Raw genomic sequence first — 22,178 nt, 5'->3', positions numbered from 1 at the left:
TTCAACATGAATATGATGACACAACTTAAAAGCAATGCATTATTTGTCGATCAATTCGGTCGTGGTAAGCGAAAACTGCGCATTTCAGTGACTGATCGCTGTAATTTTAAGTGTGTCTACTGTATGCCTGAACACCCAGAATGGATGAAAAAACACGATTTACTTAGCTTTGAAGAGCTTTATCAGTTTTGTGACTTTATGGTGCGCCGTGGTATTGAATTTATTCGTATTACGGGTGGTGAGCCGCTCATGCGTCAGGGCGTGGTACATTTTGTTGCACAACTACAAAACTTAAAGCAGTTCGGGCTAAAACGGATTTCCATGACCACCAATGCGCATTATTTAAAACAATATGCAGAGGCGTTAAAGCAAGCAGGTCTAGATGACCTGAACATTAGTTTAGACAGTTTGGATGCGAGCCAATTTAAACATTTAACTCAAAAAGACTTGGCACCTGTACTTGAAGGAATTCAAGCTGCTCAAGCGGTAGGACTCCCAATAAAAATTAATACTGTACTAATGCATGGGATGAATGAAAATCAAATTTTGCCTTTGGCGCGTTGGTCAGTTCAGCAGCAAATTGTTTTACGTTTTATTGAGTTTATGCCGCTAGATGGTGATCGAAAATGGTCAACTGAACATGTGGTGAGTGAGCAACAAATTTTAGAAACTTTAGCCACTGAATTTACAGTGACTAAGCAAGGACATGGTTCGGCTCAGACCACTTCAGATCCCGCAAGACAGCATTTTATTGATGGTCATCCAATAGGCATTATTTCCACCATTACCAACTCGTTTTGTGGAACATGTGATCGAGTGCGTTTAACTGCACAAGGCGAATTTTATAATTGTCTCTTTGCTCCGCAAGGGTTGAAGTTAAAAACACAAATTAAAGCACTGACCTTAAAAACAGCGTCAAGTGAAGTGAATTTACACGATGCTTTATTTACCTATATCTGGCACAAAGAACAGGGTTATCACGCGATAGAACAGCGCTTGAAAAATCAAAGTTTAGATAAAAGCAGTCGAAAAATTAGTATGCACATGATTGGAGGTTAAGATGTCACAAATCAAAATCAAAATTGAAGCCTTCGGTGCGGTAGAGCGACAGTTACCGCAAGATTTAGAAATCATATGCAGCCTAAACAGCACAATCACGGATGTCTTGGCTCAAGTTGGACAAGCATATCCAGCTGCTTTAGCGATGATCGAGCGTTGTGCTTGTGCTATGGGTGAGGACATTATTTCACGTCAGACCGAACTTCGCTCGGACAGTACCTTAGTGCTACTTTCACCCGTAGCAGGAGGCTAAGATGGAAGAGTTAAAACAATTTTCACGAATTCAGGATACTGCGTTAACTTTAGAAAGCTTTGATCAAATTCAGCATTTTCCTGAATGTGGTGGTATTGGTGTTTTTATTGGTACGGTGCGTAATCATCATGAAGGCAAAGCGGTGAAGGCGCTGAAATATACAGCGTATGCACCTGTGTCGGAAAAAATGATTCGTCAAATAGAACAAGAAATTCAAGCCAAATATGCGGTGTCCTATGTACGGGTGATTCACCGCATTGGCGCTTTAGACATTGGTGAAAAAGCCATTATTGCGATTGCTTATGCGGCACATCGTCGTGAAGCCTTTGCCGCTTGTGAAGAAGCAGTAGAGCGCGTGAAACATGAAGTGCCCGTTTGGAAAGAAGAATTCTATATGGATGGCAGTAGTCAGTATGTGGAAGGCTGTTGTATTCGTAAGGATGATGTAGATGAGCCACATTCACATCATCATGCAGTCAACACACATGAACATGATCAACATTGTCATCATTAAATTGAGAATGATTTAATAATTTATCATCCTTTATTTAAGCCCCAAAACTTAATTTTACTGTAAAAATAAATGATAGGAACATGCAATGAAAAATGTTGGGATGAAAGCAGAGAGTTATCGTACTGCAGTGGCAACAGGTATTTTGCATGCTCCGCCACATTGCATTGAACTTCTGCGTAATGGCAATACGGAAAAAGGCGATGCGCTTAAAACTGCACGGATTGCGGGTATTTTAGCAGCGAAACGTACCGATGAGCTGATTCCATTGTGTCATCCACTACCGATTTACCGTGCCGATGTAGACTTTGAACTATTTGAAAATTATGTGGAAATTATTGCCACAGTTGAAACCATTGGCCCGACTGGCGTAGAAATGGAAGCATTAACTGCGGTCAGCCTTGCGGGCTTAACTTTGTACGACATGTTAAAACCGCATTGTGAACCCGAAGATTTATGTTTGGATCAATGTAAATTACAAAAGAAAAAAGGCGGTAAGTCTCACTTTACTCGTGTGTTAAAAGAAAGTTTGTCAGCATCTATTATTGTGTTATCCGATACTGTAGCGGCAGGGAAGAAACCAGATACAGCAGGACAAAATGTCTTAGAAATTTTACAAGAAGCCAATTTTAGTCAGATTGCTTATCAAGTGATTCCAGACAGTCCAGAACAATTATTGGCACTGATTGAACAGCAAAAAAATCATTATCCGCTGATCTTAACCGTGGGTGGGACAGGCTTAGGCCCGAAAGATTTAACCGTAGAAACTATTCAGCCTTTATTAAAACGGGAAATACCAGGGCTAATGGAAGCCTCACGTAGTTTTGGACAAAAACGTACGCCTTATGCGGCTTTAAGCCGTGGTGTTGCGGGGTATATCGATCATAGCTTGGTGCTGACTTTACCGGGCAGCCGACAAGGTGCTCAAGAATCTTTGATTGCGATCCTTCCTGCCTTAGTACATTTATTTGATGTGCAAAAAAATATCCCGCATCAAGGCGGCTATCAATGAGTAGCAGCATGTCAGCATGCGGAGCAGAACAGGGCTTGATTACCGTCGATCAGGCTTTGGCGTTAATTTTGGATAATGCTCAAGTTTTAGCGACGGAACAGCTCGCTTTAGATCAAGCTTTAAATCGCTATTTAGCTGAAGATGTTTATTCTCAAATTAATTTGCCGTTATTTTCCCAAAGTGCAGTGGACGGTTATGCGCTGTGTGCACCATCGACAATTGAGCCGAAGAGTTCATTTGAATTGGTGGGAGAGATTCAGGCAGGTCATGGCTCTGAGTTACAGTTAAAACAAGGACAGGCAGCGCGGATTTTCACCGGTGCCAAAATTCCTGTGGGTACGACCACCGTGGCGCGTCAAGAAATTGTGAGCGTTATTGATTCATCTAGCATTGAAATTACAGAGAGCTTAAAAGCCCATGCTGATATTCGAGACGTTGGTGAAGAAGTTTCTATAGGTGAATTACTGGCAAGTCAAGGGCAGCAACTGTCTGTGGGGGCAATTGCATCTTTAAGCATGGCAGGTGTTCAAACGGTTCATGTTTTTCAATATCCTAAAGTAGCGGTGGTGATTACGGGCGATGAGGTGGCAGTTTCAGTTGAGGATTTTGCATCGGGTAAAATTTTTGATGCCAATGCACCCTTAATTCAAGCGTGGTTTCAGCAGCAATCGCAACAGGTCGAAATTTTTCATGTAGCAGATACTGAACATGCCGTTACAGCATTAATTCAAACGCTCTCTCAAGATTATGACCTTATTTTAACCACAGGCGGGGTGTCGGTTGGCGATTATGATTTTATTCGACCCGTCACGTTAGCTTTAGGTTTTGAGCAAATTTTCTGGAAAGTCAAACAAAAACCGGGCAAACCTATCTTCTTTGCGACTTTAGCGAGAGCGGATCATTCGGCTTGTTATTTACTCGGATTGCCGGGTAATCCTGCCGCTGTTTATATGGGGATGCAAATTTATACTTCGACTTTGCTAAATGCGTTACAAGGTCAAAAGCAGCCGCCGAACTGGTTTAGTGCAGTACTGTCACATGATTTGAAAATGGATGCACGAGAACGCTTTTTAAGGATGTCCGCCAGTTTTGAGCAGTCTGTCCTTAAGGTCAAAAGTTTGTCTAAACAACAATCACATATGCTGAGTAATTTAATGCAAGCCAATTGTTTGGTGCGAATACCTGCGGGGAAAAGTATGTTTGAAGGTCAAATTGTGCAAGGTATTTTTATTCACTCGTGATTTGACCATTACTCGCTTAAATTTATTCAATCAGTCATTGATCAAATCACGCCATATTTAAAATGAGGGTAAGCAATGAAAAACTTAATTATTGGTACAGTACTCATTGGTGTATGCGGTACGCTTCAGGCAGAAACAGTTAAGGTTTATGCTGCTGCAAGCTTGACCAATGCCATCACCGATATTGCCGCACTTTATGAAAAAAAATATCCAAAAACGGATATAGTTGCTGTTTTTGGCGCATCATCTGCTTTGGCAAAACAAGTAGAAGTAGGGGCAAATAGTGATATTTTTTTCTCTGCGGATTTAGATTGGATGAATTATCTAATCAAAAAACAGATCATTACTGAAAATAAAGCCCAACCTTTGTTGTTTAATCAATTGGTTTTAATTAGCCCAAAAAGTTTACACATTCCATTTAAAGCCCAACCGAGTTTTAATTTCGCTCAATCATTTAAAGGGCATTTATGTACAGGGCAAATGGAGTCTGTTCCTGTAGGAAAATATGCGAAACAAAGCCTACTGAAATTGAATTGGTTAGATGCTTTAAAAGGCCGTATTGTGGGCACAGATGATGTGCGTTCGGCTCTAGCTTTTGTAGAGCGAGGTGAATGTGAAGTTGGTATTGTCTATAAAACTGATGCTTTAATTAGTCAAAAAGTGAAAATTATTGGTACCTTCCCAAGTCAATCACATAGTCCGATTGTGTATCCATTGGCATTGACTAAACAAGGTGAAAAAAATAAAGAAGCCGTTCAATTTGAAAAGTTTGTGAAACACAGTGCACAAGCCAAAACGGTCTTCCAGACATATGGTTTTAGTTTGAAACCCTAAGTAAATGATTCAGTACGTGACTAAGTAAATGACTAAGTAAATGAATGGGGGAGTGAGCATGTTCAGTCCAGAGGAACTTAGTGCACTTTATTTATCTGCCAAAGTTGCAGGCTTTGCCACATTATTTTGCTTACCTTTTGCAGTTGCATTGGCGTGGTTACTTGCACGGCATGAATTTCGGCTCAAATTTATCGTTGAAGCATTATTGCAATTGCCCATGGTTTTGCCCCCCGTCGTTTTGGGTTATTTGCTTCTGGTCTTATTTGGTAATCAGGGATTAATTGGCAAATATTTAAATGCATTCGGTCTTCAACTGGCATTTAATTGGAAAGGTGCGGTGTTGGCCTCGATGATTGTGGCATTTCCCTTGATGGTACAACCCATACGTTTATCCTTTCAGTTGATGAATCAACAGCTCGAACAAATTGCGGGTTCATTAGGCGCAGCACCGTGGAAAGTGTTTTTGAGTATTAATTTACCGTTGGCTATTCCCGGAATAGTGATTGGCAGTATTTTATGTTTTAGTCGAAGTTTGGGGGAGTTTGGCGCAACCATCACTTTTGTCGGCAATATCCCAGATGAAACTCGGACTATTCCGATAGCAATTTATTCATTGCTACAACAACCCAATGGTGAAGAGATGGCAATGCGACTGGTGGCATTGTCTTTGATTTTGGCATTTAGCGCTTTAATTGCCAATTATTTTATTTTGCAAAAGTATCAACAAAAATTAGGAGCGTGATATGTTGAAGTGTAATTTTCAATATCAACATGCTGATTTTATGTTGAATGTTAAACTGGAAATGCAACAACAGCTTTTAGGGATTGTTGGTGCATCTGGCTGTGGTAAAAGTACTCTATTAAAAAATATTGTGGGTTTATTAAAGCCGACACATGGGACAATTCAGTTTAATCAGCAGATTTTATTCGATAGCCAGCAAAAAACTCATGTACCGATGCATCAACGAAAAATTGCATTAATTTTTCAAAATGCATTGCTGTTTCCACATATGAATGTGCAGCAAAATCTTTGTTATGCAGAAAAATTAATTCCCCAATCTGAACGGAAATTTCAGTTTAATGAAATCATTGCGTTGCTCGAACTGACACACTTATGTCAACGTAAAGCACATCAACTTTCTGGCGGAGAGGCACAACGCGTGTCGATTGGGCGGGCATTGTTATCTTCCCCTCATTTATTGCTTTTAGATGAGCCATTAACGGGGTTGGATCATCAGCTAAAACAGCAAATTTTACCATTTTTAACGCGAATTAAAGATGAGTTAGATTTACCCATGATTTATGTGACGCATCATTTGGAAGAGTTAAAATATTTAAAAGCTGATATTTTGCAGTTAGATCAAGGGCAATTGCAGCATAGGTAAGCCCGCAAAGATCTAATCATGTGGTAAAAATAGCCTAAGTATTATACCTAAACTATTTTTATACATTTCAAACCCTATTATTCAGATTTTTGATATTCATTAATCACTTCAAGCGCAGCACGAAAAGCTTCCTGCGTGGCTGGTGCACCGCAGTAAGGCAGACTATGAAGGAGCACTTCTTGAATTTCTTCTACAGTCGCACCGTTATTCAATGCACCGCGGACATGACCTTTAAGTTCTGTCGGGCTTTTTTGAGCAGTTAAGAAAGCAATGGTAATTAATGAACGATACTTACGCGGCAGCACGCCTTCACGTTGCCAAGTTGAACCCCACGCATGTTCATTAATCCAGTCTTGTAAGGGTTGAGTGAAGGGCACCGTATTATCTTGTGCGCGTTTCACGAAAGATTCGCCCATAACTTCAGTACGAACTTTTAAACCATTTTCGAAGTCTTGTTGTGACATATTTTTACTCTGGTCATGTCGATAAAAAACTGATCAAAGTTTATGCTTTAATAGCATTAATGTGAATTGATTTATAATCTTAATTTAATTGAATTTTTTGAGTAAGCTACGTTTAAGTTACCAAATATTAAAAGTAAAAAATCAGCTCACATAAAGTGAGCTGGGGGAACCGTGCATAAAATATTATTTTGTGTGTTTCATTACGAGTACGGGAACATGGCTGGAAGTCAGTATGTCTTGTGCAATACTGCCAATGAGCACCTTTTTTAAACCTGTACGACCATGTGAACCGACCACAATTAAGTCAACATTTAACTCATCCGCAAGTTTGGAAATACCGTCACTTGGGGAATGACTGCTAATGAGCTTCGTTTCTGTTTCAATACCGTAGTCAGTAAATTTTTGCTTTAGCTCAGCCAGAATGTTTTTGGCATGCGCTTTTGCTGCCAGATAATAATCCGTTATACCGGGTACATTTTTATAAAAACTAACGCTGGTTAAAGGGTCGAGTACAACAACACTGGCTATGGTGACTTTACTGCTTAATGCTTTGGCTAAAATAATCACTTGCTCAGCAGTCGCAATAGCAGTTGGGGAATCATCAACAGCGAGTAAGATGTGTTGGTAATTCATGACACTTTCCTCTTGTTTTAAGATTCTTTATCTAGCTCAAGATTAACATAGTGAACATGCAGTAATAAAAAAGGATAAAAATATATCGTTTTGGCTTTAATCACATTATCTGTATAGGATCAGTTTTTTACTTGCTTGTTTAAGCAGATGAAGAAATATGTGGTTTCAAAGTCTTTGAGTTGTCGAATAATTTGTTTTTAGGGCAAGGTGATGCTTTATAGGGGGCTTTAAAGTTTAGCCCATCATGGTTTGATGATGAATGTCATTTAAGATAGAAAGATACTCGGGGTTAGAGATAAAATTGCGATGAAAAAAAGCCCTTATCAATGATAAGGGCTTTTTCGTATTTTGGAGCGGGAAAAGAGACTCGAACTCTCGACCCCAACCTTGGCAAGGTTATGCTCTACCAACTGAGCTATTCCCGCTTTATGGAGTGCATTATAGAGCGTTTTATAAAACTGTCAACTCTCTATAAATTTGATTGTTTAATTAATCAGCACGACGCCAAATCGTACCTTGACGGGTATCTTCCAAAACAATGCCTTGATCAAGTAAAGACTGACGAATCTCATCGGCTTTGGCAAATTCTTTGGCTTTTTTTGCATCAACACGTTGTTGAATTAAATCTGTAATTTGTTCTTCAGACAAACCTAAAGCATCTTGACCAATATCAGATTTTAAGAATTCATCTACATTGTATTGAACCAAACCAAGAATATTAGTGAGGTGACGTAATGTTGAATAGTAAACAGTGGCTTGTTCAGCATTTTCATCTTTTACTGCACGGTTGAGTTCTTTGTTAATTTCAAACAAGACCGCAATCGCTTCGGATGTATTAAAGTCATCACGCATAGCGGCATTAAAGCGTTCAACCAAAGTTTCGTCTAAAGCTTCAGTGGTTTTTTCACCGTAGCTTTGTTGATACGCTTTAAATGAATGATAAAAACGACTGAGTGCATTTTTTGCTTCTTTTAATGCAAAGTCTGAAAAGTTGACTGGGCTTCTATAGTGAGAAGACACAATAAAGTAACGAATCACTTCAGGGTGAAATTTCTCCATCACATCACGAATGGTAAAAAAGTTGCCTAAAGACTTAGACATTTTTTCGCCATCAGAGTTAATAAAGCCGACATGCATCCAATAATTGACATATTGTTCATCTGTAGAGGCTTCAGATTGTGCAATTTCATTTTCATGATGTGGGAACATTAAGTCTGAGCCACCACCATGAATATCAAAATGGTTGCCTAGGCAGCAGGTAGACATGGCAGAACATTCAATATGCCAACCCGGGCGACCATTGCCCCAAGGCGAAGGCCAAGAAGGTTCATTTTCTTTGGCATGTTTCCAAAGCACAAAGTCAAAAGGATGTTTCTTTTCAACTTCGACATCGACACGTTCAGATGCACCTGCTTGCATATCTTCCAGTTTACGACCTGATAAACGACCATATTTGGCAAATTTTTCCACTTGGAAATATACATCGCCATTATTTGAAGGATAAGCCGTACCTTTATTGACTAAATTACCAATCATGTTTTGCATTTGATCAATATAGTCAGTGGCGCGTGGTGCTTCATCAGGTGCAGCACAACCGAGATTTGCAGCATCTTCATTCATGGCTTGAATAAAGCGATCTGTCAGTGCAGTAATGCTTTCGCCATTTTCATTGGCACGTTGAATAATTTTATCGTCAATGTCGGTAATATTACGAACGTATTTAACGCTCCAACCTTGACTGCGCAAGAAACGAATAATGTAGTCAAATGCAACCATGACTCGAGCATGTCCAATATGACAGTAATCGTATACCGTCATACCACACACATACATGTCGATATGTCCTTCAACACGTGGAACAAATTCAACTTTTTTACGTTGCTCTGAGTTGTATAGAACAAATGGTTGCATAGCTCTTCAAAATAGGTCAATTAAATGGTAGCTCATCTTAACCTAAGCATTATTTTTCATAAAGTTTTATACGCTTTTTTTATAAGCTTGTGAAAAGTTGTACATTTAGAAACGTGAGATTTGCATAGATATGATAAAATTGCGAAAATTATTTTTGCTTGATTAGAGTCACTCTTTAAATAGAGTTAAGGTAAACCTACATTGAACCCAAAAAATATGCCGAACCAAATAGACTTCCAAAAAGTTGCATTAGAAACTTTGCGTATAGAAGAAAAAGCCCTAGAAGTATTAGCGACGCAAATTGATGAACGTTTTAGCCACGCTTGTGAAATTATTTTGCAGTGCCGAGGGCGTTTAGTCATTACGGGAATGGGTAAGTCGGGGCATATTGGTCGTAAAATGGCAGCAACCTTTGCTTCAACAGGTACGCCATCATTCTTTATGCATCCGGGTGAAGCGGGGCATGGTGACTTAGGTATGCTGGTGTATGGTGATGTACTCATTGCCATTTCAAACTCGGGCAAGAGCGATGAAATTATGATGCTCATGCCATTGATTAAGCGTTTAGAAATTCCTTTAATTACCATCAGTGGCGATGATAAAGGGCCAATGCCGCAAAATGCCGATGTGGCTTTAACTTTGGGTAATATTCAAGAAGCTTGCCCACTAGGTTTAGCACCAACGTCAAGTACCACTGCAACCTTAGCTTTAGGTGATGCACTGGCAGTTGCTTTATTGGATGCACGTGGTTTTACTGCGGATGATTTTGCGATGTCACATCCAGCGGGAGCTTTAGGAAAACGTCTATTACTTCATGTTAAGCATTTGATGCATACAGGTGAAGAATTGCCGAAAGTATCTCCAGATACACCAATGAATCAAGTTTTATACGAAATTTCAAATAAACGTCTAGGTTTAACCACAATTGTGGATCAAAATAATGTTCTGCTGGGTATTTTTACCGACGGAGATTTACGTCGTTTAATTGATAAACAGCAAGGTTTTGATGTGAATTTGGCTGTTTCAGAAGTCATGATGAAGAATCCTTTAACGATTTCGCAAGAAGCTCGTGCAGTTGAAGCTTTAGAGCGAATGAATGAAAAGAAAATCAATCAATTTGTTGTTGTTGATGATGTCAATCAAGTCATTGGTGTCATTAGTATGCATGACTTGATTCAAGCTGGGGTAAATTAATAAATGGCATCTTATATTTTATTGGAACAAGCGCGTCATGTTGAAGCTTTGGTTCTTGATGTCGATGGTATTTTAAGTGATGGTTTTGTGACACTCACCAATACAGGTGATGAAATTAAATCATTTGATATCCGTGATGGTTTAGGCATGAAACTTGTGCAACAAGCAGGTGTTAAAGTCATTATCATCACTGGACGTAAAAGTAATATTGTTGAAAAACGGATGTCTGACTTAGGTGTAGACTTGGTTTTTCAAGGTCGTGAAGACAAAGGTATCGCATTACGCGAAGCATGTGCACAATTGAATATTGCACCAGAAGACTGTTTATATATGGGTGATGATTGGCCAGATCTTTCTGCATTTGCGATTGCGGGCATGAAAGTTACCGTTCCAAATGGTCATGTGGAAGTACGTCGCCGTGCCGACCTTGTGACTCAGGCCATGGGTGGTCGTGGTGCAGTGCGTGAAATCTGCGATATGATTTTGATGGCTAAAGGCGCGTATGACGTTTTACTTGAAAAATATACCTCTGTCCCACATTAATAGTTAAGTAATTCATTTAATTTGAGTTAAGACCACACTTATGGATACAAAAGTTTTATACGTAACTGCTATAGCAATTGCAGCTATAAGTGGTGGTTACTACTATTATAGCGGTAAGGGTAATAAACTTGAGGTTGATTCAGCAAGGAGTATGACTTATTCCGCTGAAAAAATTAATCTGACTCAAACCGATGATAATGGTCATTTGTCTGTGCGTGCTCGAGTCGATCGTCTTGAGCAAGACATGCAAAAACAAACATCAAAACTCACAAATTTGAATGCTTCAATATATAAAGATGGCGCTGTAGATGCTACTTTTTATGCCAAAGTTGCAAATGGTTATGACGATAATGAACGCATTGTCTTGTCGGGTGATGTGTTGGCGGTTAAGCTGATGCAACAAGGTAAAATGCAGTTCCAAACGACAGAGTTAACGGGATATCCTAAAACTCGAGAAATTGAAACCAATAAACAAGTCATTGTGCAATCTCCACAAGCTGAGTTTGTGAGCCAAGGTTTGAAAGCCAATTTAAATAACGGTCAATACGAATTTTTTAATATTCGAGGAAAATATGAACCAAAATCTTAAGCTTACATTTTCTAAAACCTTGTTTAAGCAAGCAGCTTTAGTCGGTTTGGTTGTATTATCATCGGCAACCGCATTTGCAATCCCTGCTGACCGAAATCAGCCCATTTCATTGATCGCTGACCGTGCAACGTATAATGAAAAAACAGGTATTACCACCTATACAGGTAATGTCATCATTGAACAAGGCACCATGAAATTACAAGCAGCTTCGATTGTTGCGACTTTAAATGCAAAAAGAGAAATTAGTACGATTACTGCGACAGGTGGCCCTGCTCGGTTTCAACAGCAAGTAGATGTGAACAAAGGCTTAGCCAAAGGGCAGGCACAAAAGATTATTTATAATGCTGAAACGGGCATTATTACCTTATCTGGAAGCGCATTGTTACAACAAAATGGTGCGAGTATTCGTGGTAATACATTGAAATACAGTATGAATAAAGGTGATGTCGAAGCTACAGGTACGCCAAATAGCTCAGGTTCATCTTCAGGTCGTGTTCAAATTGTTATTCCACCATCGGGCGCAAAATCTTTCCCAGGAGCACGTGATTAATGGATCAATTGCTCAATCAACCACAAACGCTTTGTATTAAACATCTTGCAAAAAACTATAGTAAAAGATGGGTGGTTAAAGATGTTTCTTTTCAAATGCAAAGTGGGCAGATTGTTGGGTTACTTGGGCCAAATGGTGCAGGTAAAACCACAAGTTTCTATATGGTGGTTGGTTTAGTTCGTATGGACAAAGGCGAGATTCATTTGGATGATCTGGATTTGTCTGATTTAGCCATGCATGAACGTGCCCGTAAAGGCATTGGTTATTTGCCGCAGGAAGCCTCGATTTTTAGAAAATTAACCATTTCTGAAAATATTATGGCTATTTTAGAAACGCGTAAAGATTTAAATAAACAGCAGCGTCAGCAACGCTTAAATGAATTATTGGCTGATTTTAAAATCACCCATATTAAAGATTCATTGGGTATGAGTGTGTCTGGTGGTGAACGTCGCCGTGCAGAAATAGCACGTGCTTTGGCTGCTGACCCTAAGTTTATGTTGCTTGATGAACCTTTTGCTGGGGTAGATCCTATTTCTGTCGGGGACATTAAAGATATTATTCGGACATTAAAGGATCGCGGTATTGGAGTTCTCATTACAGATCATAATGTACGAGAAACCTTAGCCATCTGTGAACGTGCTTATATTGTCAGTGAGGGTGCCGTAATTGCGGAAGGAACACCACAAGAAATTTTAGAAAATGAGACGGTACGCCAAGTTTATTTGGGTGACGACTTTACCGTTTAATCAAGCCCTCATAAGCATGCGGTAAATGCATAGATAAAATAACTTTAAAAAACCGTCTTTTCATAGGCGGTTTTTTTGTCTCTAAAAATCGCTGAAAACAGGCTATACTGCTGTAGTGTTGTCATTAACTTAAGATTTATGCCATTTACCATTGCCTCAGAAGTTACTTTTGAAGAAGAGATTAAAAAAAGTCGCTTTCAAGCTCTTGCTGTTCCTGTAGCAAATGAACAAGATGTCAAAGACTTTTTAGAAATGAGCAAGGATGTTAGTACCACACATCAATGTTGGGCATGGAAAATTGGTCATAATGTCCGCTTTAATGATGATGGTGAGCCGTCAGGAACTGCGGGCAGACCTATTCTTGCAACCATTGAAGGGAACGAATTAAGCAATATTCTGGTTTTAGTGAATCGTTGGTATGGTGGCGTTAAACTGGGCACAGGGGGCTTAGTTCGAGCCTATGGCGGTTGTGCTGGGCAGTGTTTATTATTGGCTGAAAAAATTGAGCTGATTGAAAAGAAAAAAGTCAGCTTTAGCTGCCAGTTTAATGAATGGGCAATCTTTCAATACGAACTGAATCAACAACAGATCGAATTTCAACAAGACTATACTGCAACAGGGGTATACGTTGTAGCTTTGCTACAAATTCATCAAATTGAACCTTTGTCCTTAAAAATTCAAGATGTGACACGTGGTCGTGAACAATTAAAAATGCTAGAAGAGCCGCAGCATGACTGAACAAGACCCATTATTGAAATATCGTGAACAGCATAAACATCGTCTGAATTATATGCCGTGGCTGTATTGGTCATTAAAACCTAAAAATCGGGGTTGGGCTGAAGCATGGCAAAAAGAATATCAAGCCTACTTAATGCAAATGGAAACAGTGGAAATTGGTGAAAATTGTTTTATTTCGCCACTGGCCCATATTTTTGCAGAACCCGGACGTAAAATCATTATTGGAGACAATACTTTTATTGCCGCAGATTGTACTTTGCACGGCCCCTTAGAAATAGGGAGCGAAGTCGCAATTAACCATCACTGTATTCTGGATGGTGGGCGCATGGGTATTAAACTGCATGATCAAGTTCGTATCGCGGCGTATTGCCATTTATATGCATTTGATCATGGTATGGAGCTTGAGCAACCTATTTATCAACAACCTGTACGTTCGCAAGGGATCGAGATTGGTCAGGATGTTTGGTTGGGCGCACATGTCGGAGTTAAGGATGGTGTAACGATTCATGCCCACGCTGTTGTTGGCATGAATAGTATGGTGACCAAAAATATTGAACAGTCGGCTATTGTGGCAGGTAATCCTGCAAAATTTATTCGTTATCGTGATTAAGACAATTCATACAATTAAGATCTTTACATATCAACAGTTTGATTACATAAAAGCATGCACAGTCACGTATAGTTATGCTAAGTTAAAAATAACAAATAGACTTAAAGCCTTCATGGGCGAAAAGCGAGGCGAAAATGAAACGTGTAATCGCATGTATTGATTCTTCCCCATGCGTGAATGCAGTTGCTGAAGCCGCGGCATGGGTTGCGAAGCAGACACAACGTGAACTGGTGTTATTACAGGTTTTAGATTATTACCCTGCAAGTTATCATTTGGGGGAAATTAGTGGTGTGATTGGTTTTGAAAGTAATGCAATGTTGTTGAAAGAACTGGCAGAACTTGAACAAAAACAAAGTGAACTCGCACTGGATTATAGTAATAATTTGTTGAACCATATTTCTGAAATGATTCAGCAAAAGTACGAGATCACCGCCTCACATATTCAAGAAAAAGGCGACTTTTTAGAGCAAAGTTTTAATGTGCTTAAAGATGATGACATCGCCATTATTGGTCGAGTTGGCGAGCGCGCTGCAGAACGAAATAAGCCTATCGGAAGTAATGTTGAGAACTTCATTCGGGGCGCGAATTGTACTGTTATGACGGTTGGAGAAAACTTTAAACCACCTACACGTTTTATTTTTGCCTATGAATATTCGCCAACCTGTGTCAATTTGATGAAGCGCGTAGCACAAAGTGATTTATTAAAATTGTTACAGTGTCATTTACTGTATGTTGGAGATCATCCAGAAGTATTAAAGGAACCTGCACAGTATTTGACTGATGCTGGGTTTAATGTGGTGATAGAATATCGTTATGGTGATGTAGCTGAAAATATACTTGAATATCAAAATGAACATGGGATACAGTTGATACTACTCGGCGCGTTTAGTCACAGTAAAATTCGTCAATTCTTTTTGGGAAGTGTTGCAACCAGTATATTCCGAAATTCACTTGTCCCGTTGTTGGTCGTAAAATAGAGAAAATATTGCTTTAAAAGCAGCGATCAATAATTAAACATAGTTATCCGCATAACTTGTGGATAACTATATGGACAGTGTTTGTAAATATATAATAAATAAATAAAAAAACAGTTAGGCTGTTTTTTGATCTGTGTGTCAAATTATTTCACTATAGCTAAAGCAAAGCCATCATGTCCCTTACTTCCGACTGTTTGTAGGGCAGTAGAAGATAAAATTCGAGGATGGTTTTGTAAAGCAGTAAACATGTCACGAATACCTTCAATACTTGGTTTATGATTCTCAGCATTGATAATGTCACCTGCACGGATGACATTATCTAGCACAATAATGGTTCCTGAATGGGACAAGTTTAAGCTTAATTCTAAATATTCTGGGTAACTTTGTTTGTCGGCATCAATAAAAATAAAATCGAAAGGTTCAAAGTCATCGGGTAAGGCTTTTAGGATATCCGCAGCACGTCCAACTTTAAGCTCTATGGTTGGCGGAAGTTTTGCATGATTAATATTTTCTTGAGCCAACGCTGCATGAGTATCTCGACCTTCAATGGTTAAGACGTAACCATCTTTCGGTAGGGCGCGTGCAAGCCACATTGTGCTATAAGCTGCAAAAGTACCAAGTTCCAGTACGCGCTTACAGTTGTTCATTTGAATGAGCATTTGCAGCAGCATGCCTTGATTAGGGGCAACTGCAAGGTGATCTGGAAAACCTTTATCTTCAGTATGTTTTAAGGTTTGTAGAAGAATCGGGTCTTCTGGAATTAAATGTGAATCGATGTAGGCATCAATCTCTGTCCACATTTGTTGCATAGCTTTGTCACCATGGTTGCGATGCAAGCATTTTAAACTTTTCCATTCAGAGTGCAATTTTTCGTTTACGATTTATGAAGACATTAGCAATAAAAAAGAGATCTTGGAGATCTCTTTTTTATTTGAATCATTTTTTTTAGTAATTACACATCGATGAGTAACGTGAAAGGTCAGGCCCCCAAGTTCGATAACCTTGGGTATCAATATGGATTTGACCTGAAGCATATAGTCCAAGTCCCATATTTAGACTTTGACCATGTTGTGCCCAAAATTGACACAATTTAAATTTGGTATTTTCAACAAATGCGTAATCTTCAGCTTGAGGATATGCAGGGCCAATGCGGAAGTCGATCGCAGAGTTAAATAAATGACGTGATGAATTTGCACCACCAGCACACTGATTCAGTGGTAAATCACGGTACACGGAAGTCACTTCAAAATCAGTTAATACTTTTGCTGCCACTAAATATTTAAATACACGCAATGTTGAAATTTGGTTATTCCACAATTCTCGGTTTGGAATCATATATTGGGAACGAGCACATTTTTGCCAATCACGCGCAGTACGCATAAGTTCAAAACTTGGGATAATATTACCAACCCCATTACGTTCAAGAAAGGTTTCATATTCACGTACTTGACGTAAATTCTCACCTATAGCAACCCATGCGTTATAAGCATAAGGAACGGTTTTCGGTGGAATTGGACGTTCAATAATAATACGTTCTTGTGGAATGAAGATCCGTTTCCCATCGGGTGTTTTCTGATGAGATGTGGTACATCCAATCATGACAAGTGGAACTAAGCTTAAGCCTAGTAATCCCTTTAGAAAATGCTTCATTATAGAAATCAAATATTTATAAACACTCGCTCTATTTTAATCTAATTTGAAGGATAAAATTTGAAAATATTGCAATCAAATGTGTGTTTTAAGTATAAAAAAAGACCAGCAATTGCTGATCTTTTTTTTGGTCTAAAAATACTGTTATTTTTCCAAGTATTGCAACTTGTCTGTTTTACCATTCCATTCTTCACGGTCAGCAGGTTGGTCGCCAATTTGTGTAATGTTTGGCCACTTTTGTGAAAGTTCAGTATTGAGTTCAATAAAGACTTCTTGACCTTCTGGTAACTCATCTTCAGAGAAAATAGCGTTAGCAGGACATTCAGGTTCACATAAAGCACAGTCAATACATTCATCAGGATTAATGACGAGGAAATTTGGACCTTCGTAGAAACAATCCACTGGACAAACTTCTACGCAGTCTTGGTATTTACATTTAATACAATTTTCAGTGACAACAAAGGTCATGGCGACAGCTACCTAAAAAATATGGTTCTAATTACTCTTGCTGTATTTTAGGCAAAAATGCACGTAACTAACAATTGCTTTTATTGATATTTGTTATATGTAGGACTGTTTATTCTAATAAAAACTGAATATATGACGAAATAGAGGTGGTTAAATGACAAAGACTCCTATTTGGGAGTCTTTGTTTGATACAAAATAGTTTTAAATTATGCTTCTAAGGCATCTTTTAAAGCATAAATTTGCTGTAGTGCCTCACGTGGTGAAAGGTTATCGACATCTAAAGCTCTTAATAGATTGAGTACGGGCATATCTTTCTCAACTTCTACAATACGTTCAATGACTTCAATTGTGGGTTCATCAGCCACACTGAATAAGTCATTTTGCACCGCTTTATTGAGTTGTAGATGTTGCTGTTTTTCTAAAATCTTTAAGCGATTTTGTGCTTCTTTAATTACGCTGGCAGGAATACCAGCCAATTTAGCAACTTGTAAGCCGTGACTTTGACTGGCAGGGCCATGTTGAACTTTGTGCAATAAAATTAAATTGCCATTTAATTCTTTGGCTGTGACATGGTAGTTATCAATACCTGATTCTTTGCCAAGTTCAGTGAGTTCAAAATAATGCGTGGCAAATAAACACAGACATTTAATCCGTTTACTCAGGTCAAGCACACATGCCCATGCTAGCGATAAGCCATCGTAGGTACTGGTGCCACGTCCAACTTCATCCATCAGCACTAAAGATTGATTGGTTGCATGGTGCAAAATTTGAGACGTTTCAGTCATTTCAACCATAAATGTCGATTTACCCGTAGATAAATCATCAGCAGAACCAATACGAGTGAAAACACGATCAATAGGACCTAAAATGGCAGACTGGGCAGGAACATAGCATCCGCAATAAGCCAATAAGCTAATCAGTGCTGTTTGACGCATAAAGGTCGATTTCCCCCCCATATTCGGTCCAGTCACAATCGCCATGCGGTGATTGAAGTCTAAACTGGTATCGTTTGGTGTAAAAGCGGTTTTGCTTAAGGCTTCAACCACAGGGTGTCGACCAGCAATAATTTTTACCCCAATTTCAGGGCTAAATTCAGGGCGAGACCAATTGCGTAAACGTGCTTGGTGGGCAAAGTTAGCCAGCATATCAATTTGTGCAATCGCGCTACTCATCATTTGTAGATTGCCAATATCTTGACGTAATTCATCCAAAAGCATTTCAAATAACATTTTTTCACGTGCAAGGGCACGAGATTCACTGGATAACACTTTATCTTCAAAAGATTTGAGTTCTGGTGTGATATAGCGTTCAGCATTTTTTAAAGTTTGGCGACGAATGTAATGGTCAGGTGCTTGCTCTGCCTGAGCGCGAGTCAGTTCAATATAGTAACCGCTGACTCGGTTGTAACCAATTTTAAGCGTTGAAACGCCTGTGTTTTGACGCTCTTGGAGTTCTAAGTCAATCAGGAATTGTCCCGCATGATCGCGGATTTTACGCAGTTCATCGAGTTCACTATCAAAACCTTCTGCAATTACATTGCCATCACGAAGTAATACCGGTGGATGTTCCACAATGGCTGACATCAAGCGTTGGTGTAGACCATTAAAATCACCTAATTCATGATCCAATTGTTGAATTAAGCCAGATTGATGCGCTTGCGTGATGGGTTGAATGGCATGGCGTAATAAGGGGATTTGTGCACAGGCTTGACGAAGTTGTACCAAATCACGTGGACGGGCACTGCCTAAGGCAACACGGCTCAGCACACGTTCAATATCACTAATGTCTTTAAGCACTAAACGAATAGGCGATTCATGATAACCGTTGAGCACAGATGCAGTGGCATCGAGTCGGGCATCCAGTAATTTAGTGTCTCGTAAGGGTTGCATGATGGTACGGCTAAGTAAACGACTACCCATCGCTGTTTGGCAGTCATTAATGAGTTGAAACAGTGATGTACCATGTTCAAATAAAGGTTCGATTAGCTCTAAATTACGGCGTGTCACTGGATCAAGTGCAATAAAGTCACTGCTTTGCTCTAACTGAATTGAGCGAATATGCGGTAAAGCCGTTTTTTGCGTTTCTTTGGCGTAATGAATGAGCGCTGCTGCCGAGGCTTTGGCAAGCGGTAAATGATCGATACCAAAACCAGAAAGTGTAGATACTGCAAACTGGTCACATAATGTTTTTTGCGCATTATTGATGTTGAAATCAACATTGGGGCGTTTTGTAACAGGGCAGTCGAGTTGTTTTTTTATTTGTTCAATAATATTGGGGTCGACAATATCTTCATCAACCAAAATTTCACTTGGCATTAAGCGAGACAGCTCAATAACAAGCTGTTCTTGTTGAAAATTTTGCTGTTGGACTTTAAAAATACCAGCACTTAAATCGAGGAGTGCAATCCCAATTTGATTTTGCTGAACACAAAGCGCGACTAAATTAGACGATTGATGACTGTTTAAGAGTGCATCATCGGTCAGCGTGCCGGGAGTAATAATTCGGACAACGCCACGTTCCATAGGTGCCTTACCGCGAGTGCCTGCGCTCTCGCCTTCGCCAAGCTGTTCACAAATGACAACTGTTTCCCCTTTTTTTACTAGTCGCGCTAAATAACCTTCAGCAGCATGATAGGGAACGCCTGCCATAGGAATAGGTTCGCCATTGGCTTTACCACGATGGGTGAGGGTGATCCCAAGTAATTTTGCTGCCTTATGTGCATCGTCAAAAAATAATTCATAAAAGTCACCCATGCGATAAAACATGAGTGAGTGTGGATGCTGCATTTTTATCGTTAAATACTGCTGCATCATAGGTGTTAGTAAGGACAGGTCGGGTGTTGTTTTATCAGCATTCATCTATTAAAGCCCTTTAAATATATACGTTTTTTCAGTAAGTTGCATTTGATGCGCTGTCCTATTTTGACCTATGGTGTTTCATGTAAATCAAAAGAATCTGAAACATAAGTGTACCTTTTGGTAGACCTAATTTTAAATGCTAATGTGTGATCTGTATCAGAAGTTAAAAGTAACAAAGCCCGTTACTGGGGAATTTTAACAAAATCTAATGAATCAGAAAGGGAAATAGGAATAGATGGGTGAAAATAATACATTTGCTTTAAAAAAGGCAGTTTTGTCTGCTGGTGTGATAAATAAAATGACGCTTGAGCTTGAGTCGATAATAGACTTCTTTCATAAGTCGTTTTTTGATCAATACAAATCGTTTGAAAGCCAAAATTTAAAAACAAATTCTAGGAAGTATTGGATTGATGAGTGTGGCATGGATGCCACACTCATCCTTTGAAATGGTATTTTACGAAAATATTTCTGTGCTACGATTTTTAGAATTTAGTTATATTTAACTGCGCGTAAACCTTATACTTTAACTAAGTCCGATTAATAGTTTTTTGTGCTGTTACATGCTTAATGATGATGATAACTAGAGCAACAAGCACACTGATCCCAAATATGGGCAAAAGAACTCCCATGATGCTCAGAACAAAAAATAGTGCTATTTTTTGTTTAATTGCAGCCTGCTTCCAAATCATTATCGTTTGACTGACGAGTTGAACGGTTGTTTGTTTTAAATCAGTCCGTTTGTACCAAGCCAAATATGCATAAATAATCATACTGCATAGCGCAAGTGCATAAATGATTAAAACGAGTTGGTTCATCCAGCCAAATAAAATACCGATATGTGCATCAACGCCCCAACGTGTCAGTTTGGCAATCAATGGATAATCTTGGAAATAAAGCTGATCTAAGACCTGATGCTGTTGCACATCAATGGCAATACTGTCTGCCTGAGTCGGCCAGCGCCGCTGAATTTCTGAAACAGTCCATGCTTGGTTTACATCGGAAGGAGGCTTAATTTGTATTTGAGAAGCATCGATACCATGCTGCTGTGCGATCGCTAAAGCAGTATCGAAATTTTCAGAGGAAATATGCACAGTAGGATTGTTAGGAGTCATGACATGATCGCCATGATGCATTATAACTGCTGGCATACTCTCTGCTTTGAGCGATGTCATTAATGTCGGTGTTTGCCAACTCAGTGATTGCCGAAGAATACGAATATTTTCTCCCGCCCATTCAGACCATGTTAGACCAGTAATCGCAATAAAGAGCAGCAGGGGAAATAAGAATAACCCGATCGTGCTATGTTTTTGAATGAGTCTGTTGTGATTGGTTTTTTTATTTTCTAATATTTTACGACGTTTAATCCATTGATATAAACCTGTAAAGATTAAAATGGCTAACCAACTTGCTGCTAGTTCACTATAAAAGCGTCCCCAATTTCCTAATAATAAATCTCGATGAAGGTGGTCAAGTGTTGTTCGAAAGGGTAATAAGCCACTGGTGCCATACACAGCCAATTGACCTTTGATTTCCAGCGTATAGGGATCGACAAAGACAGCTTCATTGTCTTGCTTTAGCTTCATGTCTGAGAAAATCACCCGAGTTGTTTGATTAGGCGCTGCCGATGGACGGACTTCTGTAATGTGTGCAGAGGATGATAAAGATTGTTTAGCTATTTCAATTTGTTGACTAAGAGGTTGAATTTTTGAATGGTTTTGATCTACATATAGTATTTCACTGTAAATCAACTGTTCAATTTGAGGCGTGGCAGCATAAAAAAGGCCAGTTAGTGCAGCAATAAAAATAAATGGAGCAATAAAAATTCCAGCATATACATGTATTAAACGGAAAAATATTTGCCAAAAATTAAAGTTCAAATTCATTTTCTAACGCAATTTTAGGGAGCCAAGTTAAAAAGCTTACTTGATATAAAAATAGATATAAACATGTAA

General features: G+C 39.1%; 25 protein-coding genes and 1 tRNA gene. 17 read left to right on the top strand and 9 right to left on the bottom strand.

What is annotated here, in order from left to right; genetic code table 11:
* Positions 1 to 6: 6 nt before the first annotated feature.
* From moaA to B9T30_RS01120, 8 genes are all read left to right on the top strand, one after another.
* On the top strand, positions 7 to 1,059 hold the full coding sequence (moaA, locus tag B9T30_RS01155) for a GTP 3',8-cyclase MoaA (RefSeq protein WP_086183402.1): 1,053 nt from the start codon (positions 7 to 9) through the stop codon (positions 1,057 to 1,059).
* A gap of 1 nt (position 1,060) precedes the next feature.
* Positions 1,061 to 1,312 (top strand): MoaD/ThiS family protein, encoded by a 252-nt coding sequence (locus tag B9T30_RS01150; RefSeq protein ID WP_086183401.1) that lies wholly within the window; start codon positions 1,061 to 1,063, stop codon positions 1,310 to 1,312.
* A 1-nt stretch (position 1,313) separates the two neighbouring features.
* Positions 1,314 to 1,826: a molybdenum cofactor biosynthesis protein MoaE gene (locus B9T30_RS01145; protein ID WP_086183400.1), complete on the top strand. Its 513-nt coding sequence runs from the start codon at positions 1,314 to 1,316 to the stop codon at positions 1,824 to 1,826.
* 85 nt (positions 1,827 to 1,911) lie between these two features.
* Positions 1,912 to 2,835 carry a bifunctional molybdenum cofactor biosynthesis protein MoaC/MoaB gene (gene moaCB / locus B9T30_RS01140; RefSeq protein ID WP_086183399.1) on the top strand — a complete coding sequence of 308 codons (924 nt, stop codon included), beginning with the start codon at positions 1,912 to 1,914 and terminating at the stop codon, positions 2,833 to 2,835.
* A gap of 8 nt (positions 2,836 to 2,843) precedes the next feature.
* The gene (locus B9T30_RS01135) at positions 2,844 to 4,076 is read left to right on the top strand and encodes a molybdopterin molybdotransferase MoeA (protein ID WP_086183701.1); all 1,233 of its coding nucleotides are present in this window, start codon (positions 2,844 to 2,846) and stop codon (positions 4,074 to 4,076) included.
* A 75-nt stretch (positions 4,077 to 4,151) separates the two neighbouring features.
* Positions 4,152 to 4,910, top strand: a complete 759-nt coding sequence (modA, locus tag B9T30_RS01130; protein WP_086183398.1) for a molybdate ABC transporter substrate-binding protein — start codon at positions 4,152 to 4,154, stop codon at positions 4,908 to 4,910.
* Between the two features lie 58 nt (positions 4,911 to 4,968).
* Positions 4,969 to 5,652: a molybdate ABC transporter permease subunit gene (gene modB, locus B9T30_RS01125; protein WP_086183397.1), complete on the top strand. Its 684-nt coding sequence runs from the start codon at positions 4,969 to 4,971 to the stop codon at positions 5,650 to 5,652.
* A 1-nt stretch (position 5,653) separates the two neighbouring features.
* Positions 5,654 to 6,295 (top strand): ATP-binding cassette domain-containing protein, encoded by a 642-nt coding sequence (locus B9T30_RS01120; RefSeq protein WP_086183396.1) that lies wholly within the window; start codon positions 5,654 to 5,656, stop codon positions 6,293 to 6,295.
* A 77-nt stretch (positions 6,296 to 6,372) separates the two neighbouring features.
* On the opposite strand, the gene B9T30_RS01115 is transcribed toward B9T30_RS01120, so the two are convergent.
* The 4 genes from B9T30_RS01115 to cysS all read right to left on the bottom strand — a co-directional run bounded on the left by B9T30_RS01115 (position 6,373) and on the right by cysS (position 9,303).
* A complete protein-coding gene (locus B9T30_RS01115) occupies positions 6,373 to 6,759 on the bottom strand; it encodes a carboxymuconolactone decarboxylase family protein (RefSeq protein WP_086183395.1) in 387 nt (128 codons plus the stop codon).
* Positions 6,760 to 6,942: 183 nt separating this feature from the next.
* Positions 6,943 to 7,392 (bottom strand): universal stress protein, encoded by a 450-nt coding sequence (locus B9T30_RS01110; RefSeq protein ID WP_086183394.1) that lies wholly within the window; start codon positions 7,390 to 7,392, stop codon positions 6,943 to 6,945.
* A 349-nt stretch (positions 7,393 to 7,741) separates the two neighbouring features.
* Positions 7,742 to 7,817, bottom strand: a tRNA-Gly gene (locus B9T30_RS01105).
* Between the two features lie 64 nt (positions 7,818 to 7,881).
* Positions 7,882 to 9,303 (bottom strand): cysteine--tRNA ligase, encoded by a 1,422-nt coding sequence (cysS, locus tag B9T30_RS01100; protein ID WP_086183393.1) that lies wholly within the window; start codon positions 9,301 to 9,303, stop codon positions 7,882 to 7,884.
* A gap of 216 nt (positions 9,304 to 9,519) precedes the next feature.
* Here cysS and B9T30_RS01095 point away from each other — a divergent pair, with 216 nt between their 5' ends.
* From B9T30_RS01095 to B9T30_RS01060, 8 genes are all read left to right on the top strand, one after another.
* Complete coding sequence (locus tag B9T30_RS01095) at positions 9,520 to 10,497, top strand: KpsF/GutQ family sugar-phosphate isomerase (protein WP_086183392.1); 978 nt, start codon at positions 9,520 to 9,522, stop codon at positions 10,495 to 10,497.
* A gap of 3 nt (positions 10,498 to 10,500) precedes the next feature.
* Entirely contained in the window at positions 10,501 to 11,040 is a 540-nt protein-coding gene (locus B9T30_RS01090) for a KdsC family phosphatase (RefSeq protein ID WP_086183391.1), read from the top strand.
* Positions 11,041 to 11,080: 40 nt separating this feature from the next.
* The gene (lptC, locus tag B9T30_RS01085) at positions 11,081 to 11,629 is read left to right on the top strand and encodes an LPS export ABC transporter periplasmic protein LptC (RefSeq protein WP_086183390.1); all 549 of its coding nucleotides are present in this window, start codon (positions 11,081 to 11,083) and stop codon (positions 11,627 to 11,629) included.
* Positions 11,613 to 12,179 carry a lipopolysaccharide transport periplasmic protein LptA gene (gene lptA, locus B9T30_RS01080; RefSeq protein ID WP_086183389.1) on the top strand — a complete coding sequence of 189 codons (567 nt, stop codon included), beginning with the start codon at positions 11,613 to 11,615 and terminating at the stop codon, positions 12,177 to 12,179. The genes lptC and lptA overlap by 17 nt, the downstream gene beginning before the upstream one ends.
* Complete coding sequence (gene lptB / locus B9T30_RS01075) at positions 12,179 to 12,925, top strand: LPS export ABC transporter ATP-binding protein (RefSeq protein ID WP_086183388.1); 747 nt, start codon at positions 12,179 to 12,181, stop codon at positions 12,923 to 12,925. The genes lptA and lptB overlap by 1 nt, the downstream gene beginning before the upstream one ends.
* Before the next feature lie 138 nt (positions 12,926 to 13,063).
* Positions 13,064 to 13,663, top strand: a complete 600-nt coding sequence (locus B9T30_RS01070) for an IMPACT family protein (protein WP_086183387.1) — start codon at positions 13,064 to 13,066, stop codon at positions 13,661 to 13,663.
* Positions 13,656 to 14,273: an acyltransferase gene (locus tag B9T30_RS01065; protein WP_086164069.1), complete on the top strand. Its 618-nt coding sequence runs from the start codon at positions 13,656 to 13,658 to the stop codon at positions 14,271 to 14,273. Before B9T30_RS01070 ends, B9T30_RS01065 begins: the two co-directional genes overlap by 8 nt.
* Positions 14,274 to 14,407: 134 nt before the next feature.
* On the top strand, positions 14,408 to 15,250 hold the full coding sequence (locus B9T30_RS01060) for a universal stress protein (protein WP_086183386.1): 843 nt from the start codon (positions 14,408 to 14,410) through the stop codon (positions 15,248 to 15,250).
* 143 nt (positions 15,251 to 15,393) lie between these two features.
* Here B9T30_RS01060 and B9T30_RS01055 read toward each other — a convergent pair whose 3' ends face one another.
* From B9T30_RS01055 to mutS, 4 genes are all read right to left on the bottom strand, one after another.
* Positions 15,394 to 16,059, bottom strand: coding sequence for an O-methyltransferase (locus B9T30_RS01055; protein ID WP_086183385.1), 666 nt, complete (start codon positions 16,057 to 16,059; stop codon positions 15,394 to 15,396).
* Between the two features lie 136 nt (positions 16,060 to 16,195).
* A complete protein-coding gene (locus tag B9T30_RS01050; RefSeq protein ID WP_086164066.1) occupies positions 16,196 to 16,900 on the bottom strand; it encodes a D-Ala-D-Ala carboxypeptidase family metallohydrolase in 705 nt (234 codons plus the stop codon).
* Positions 16,901 to 17,044: 144 nt separating this feature from the next.
* Positions 17,045 to 17,368, bottom strand: coding sequence for a ferredoxin FdxA (fdxA, locus tag B9T30_RS01045; RefSeq protein WP_053580096.1), 324 nt, complete (start codon positions 17,366 to 17,368; stop codon positions 17,045 to 17,047).
* 206 nt (positions 17,369 to 17,574) lie between these two features.
* Positions 17,575 to 20,226, bottom strand: coding sequence for a DNA mismatch repair protein MutS (mutS, locus tag B9T30_RS01040; protein ID WP_086183384.1), 2,652 nt, complete (start codon positions 20,224 to 20,226; stop codon positions 17,575 to 17,577).
* A 235-nt stretch (positions 20,227 to 20,461) separates the two neighbouring features.
* Here mutS and B9T30_RS01035 point away from each other — a divergent pair, with 235 nt between their 5' ends.
* On the top strand, positions 20,462 to 20,671 hold the full coding sequence (locus tag B9T30_RS01035) for a hypothetical protein (protein ID WP_086183383.1): 210 nt from the start codon (positions 20,462 to 20,464) through the stop codon (positions 20,669 to 20,671).
* Positions 20,672 to 20,753: 82 nt separating this feature from the next.
* Here B9T30_RS01035 and B9T30_RS01030 read toward each other — a convergent pair whose 3' ends face one another.
* Positions 20,754 to 22,109 carry a PepSY-associated TM helix domain-containing protein gene (locus B9T30_RS01030; RefSeq protein ID WP_086183382.1) on the bottom strand — a complete coding sequence of 452 codons (1,356 nt, stop codon included), beginning with the start codon at positions 22,107 to 22,109 and terminating at the stop codon, positions 20,754 to 20,756.
* Between the last annotated feature and the right edge of the window lie 69 nt (positions 22,110 to 22,178).

The organism is Acinetobacter sp. ANC 4973 (assembly GCF_002135275.1).
GTDB lineage: Bacteria > Pseudomonadota > Gammaproteobacteria > Pseudomonadales > Moraxellaceae > Acinetobacter > Acinetobacter kyonggiensis.
The sequence above is the reverse complement of the archived record's forward strand: the minus strand, read 5'-3'. Positions and strand labels throughout refer to the sequence as shown.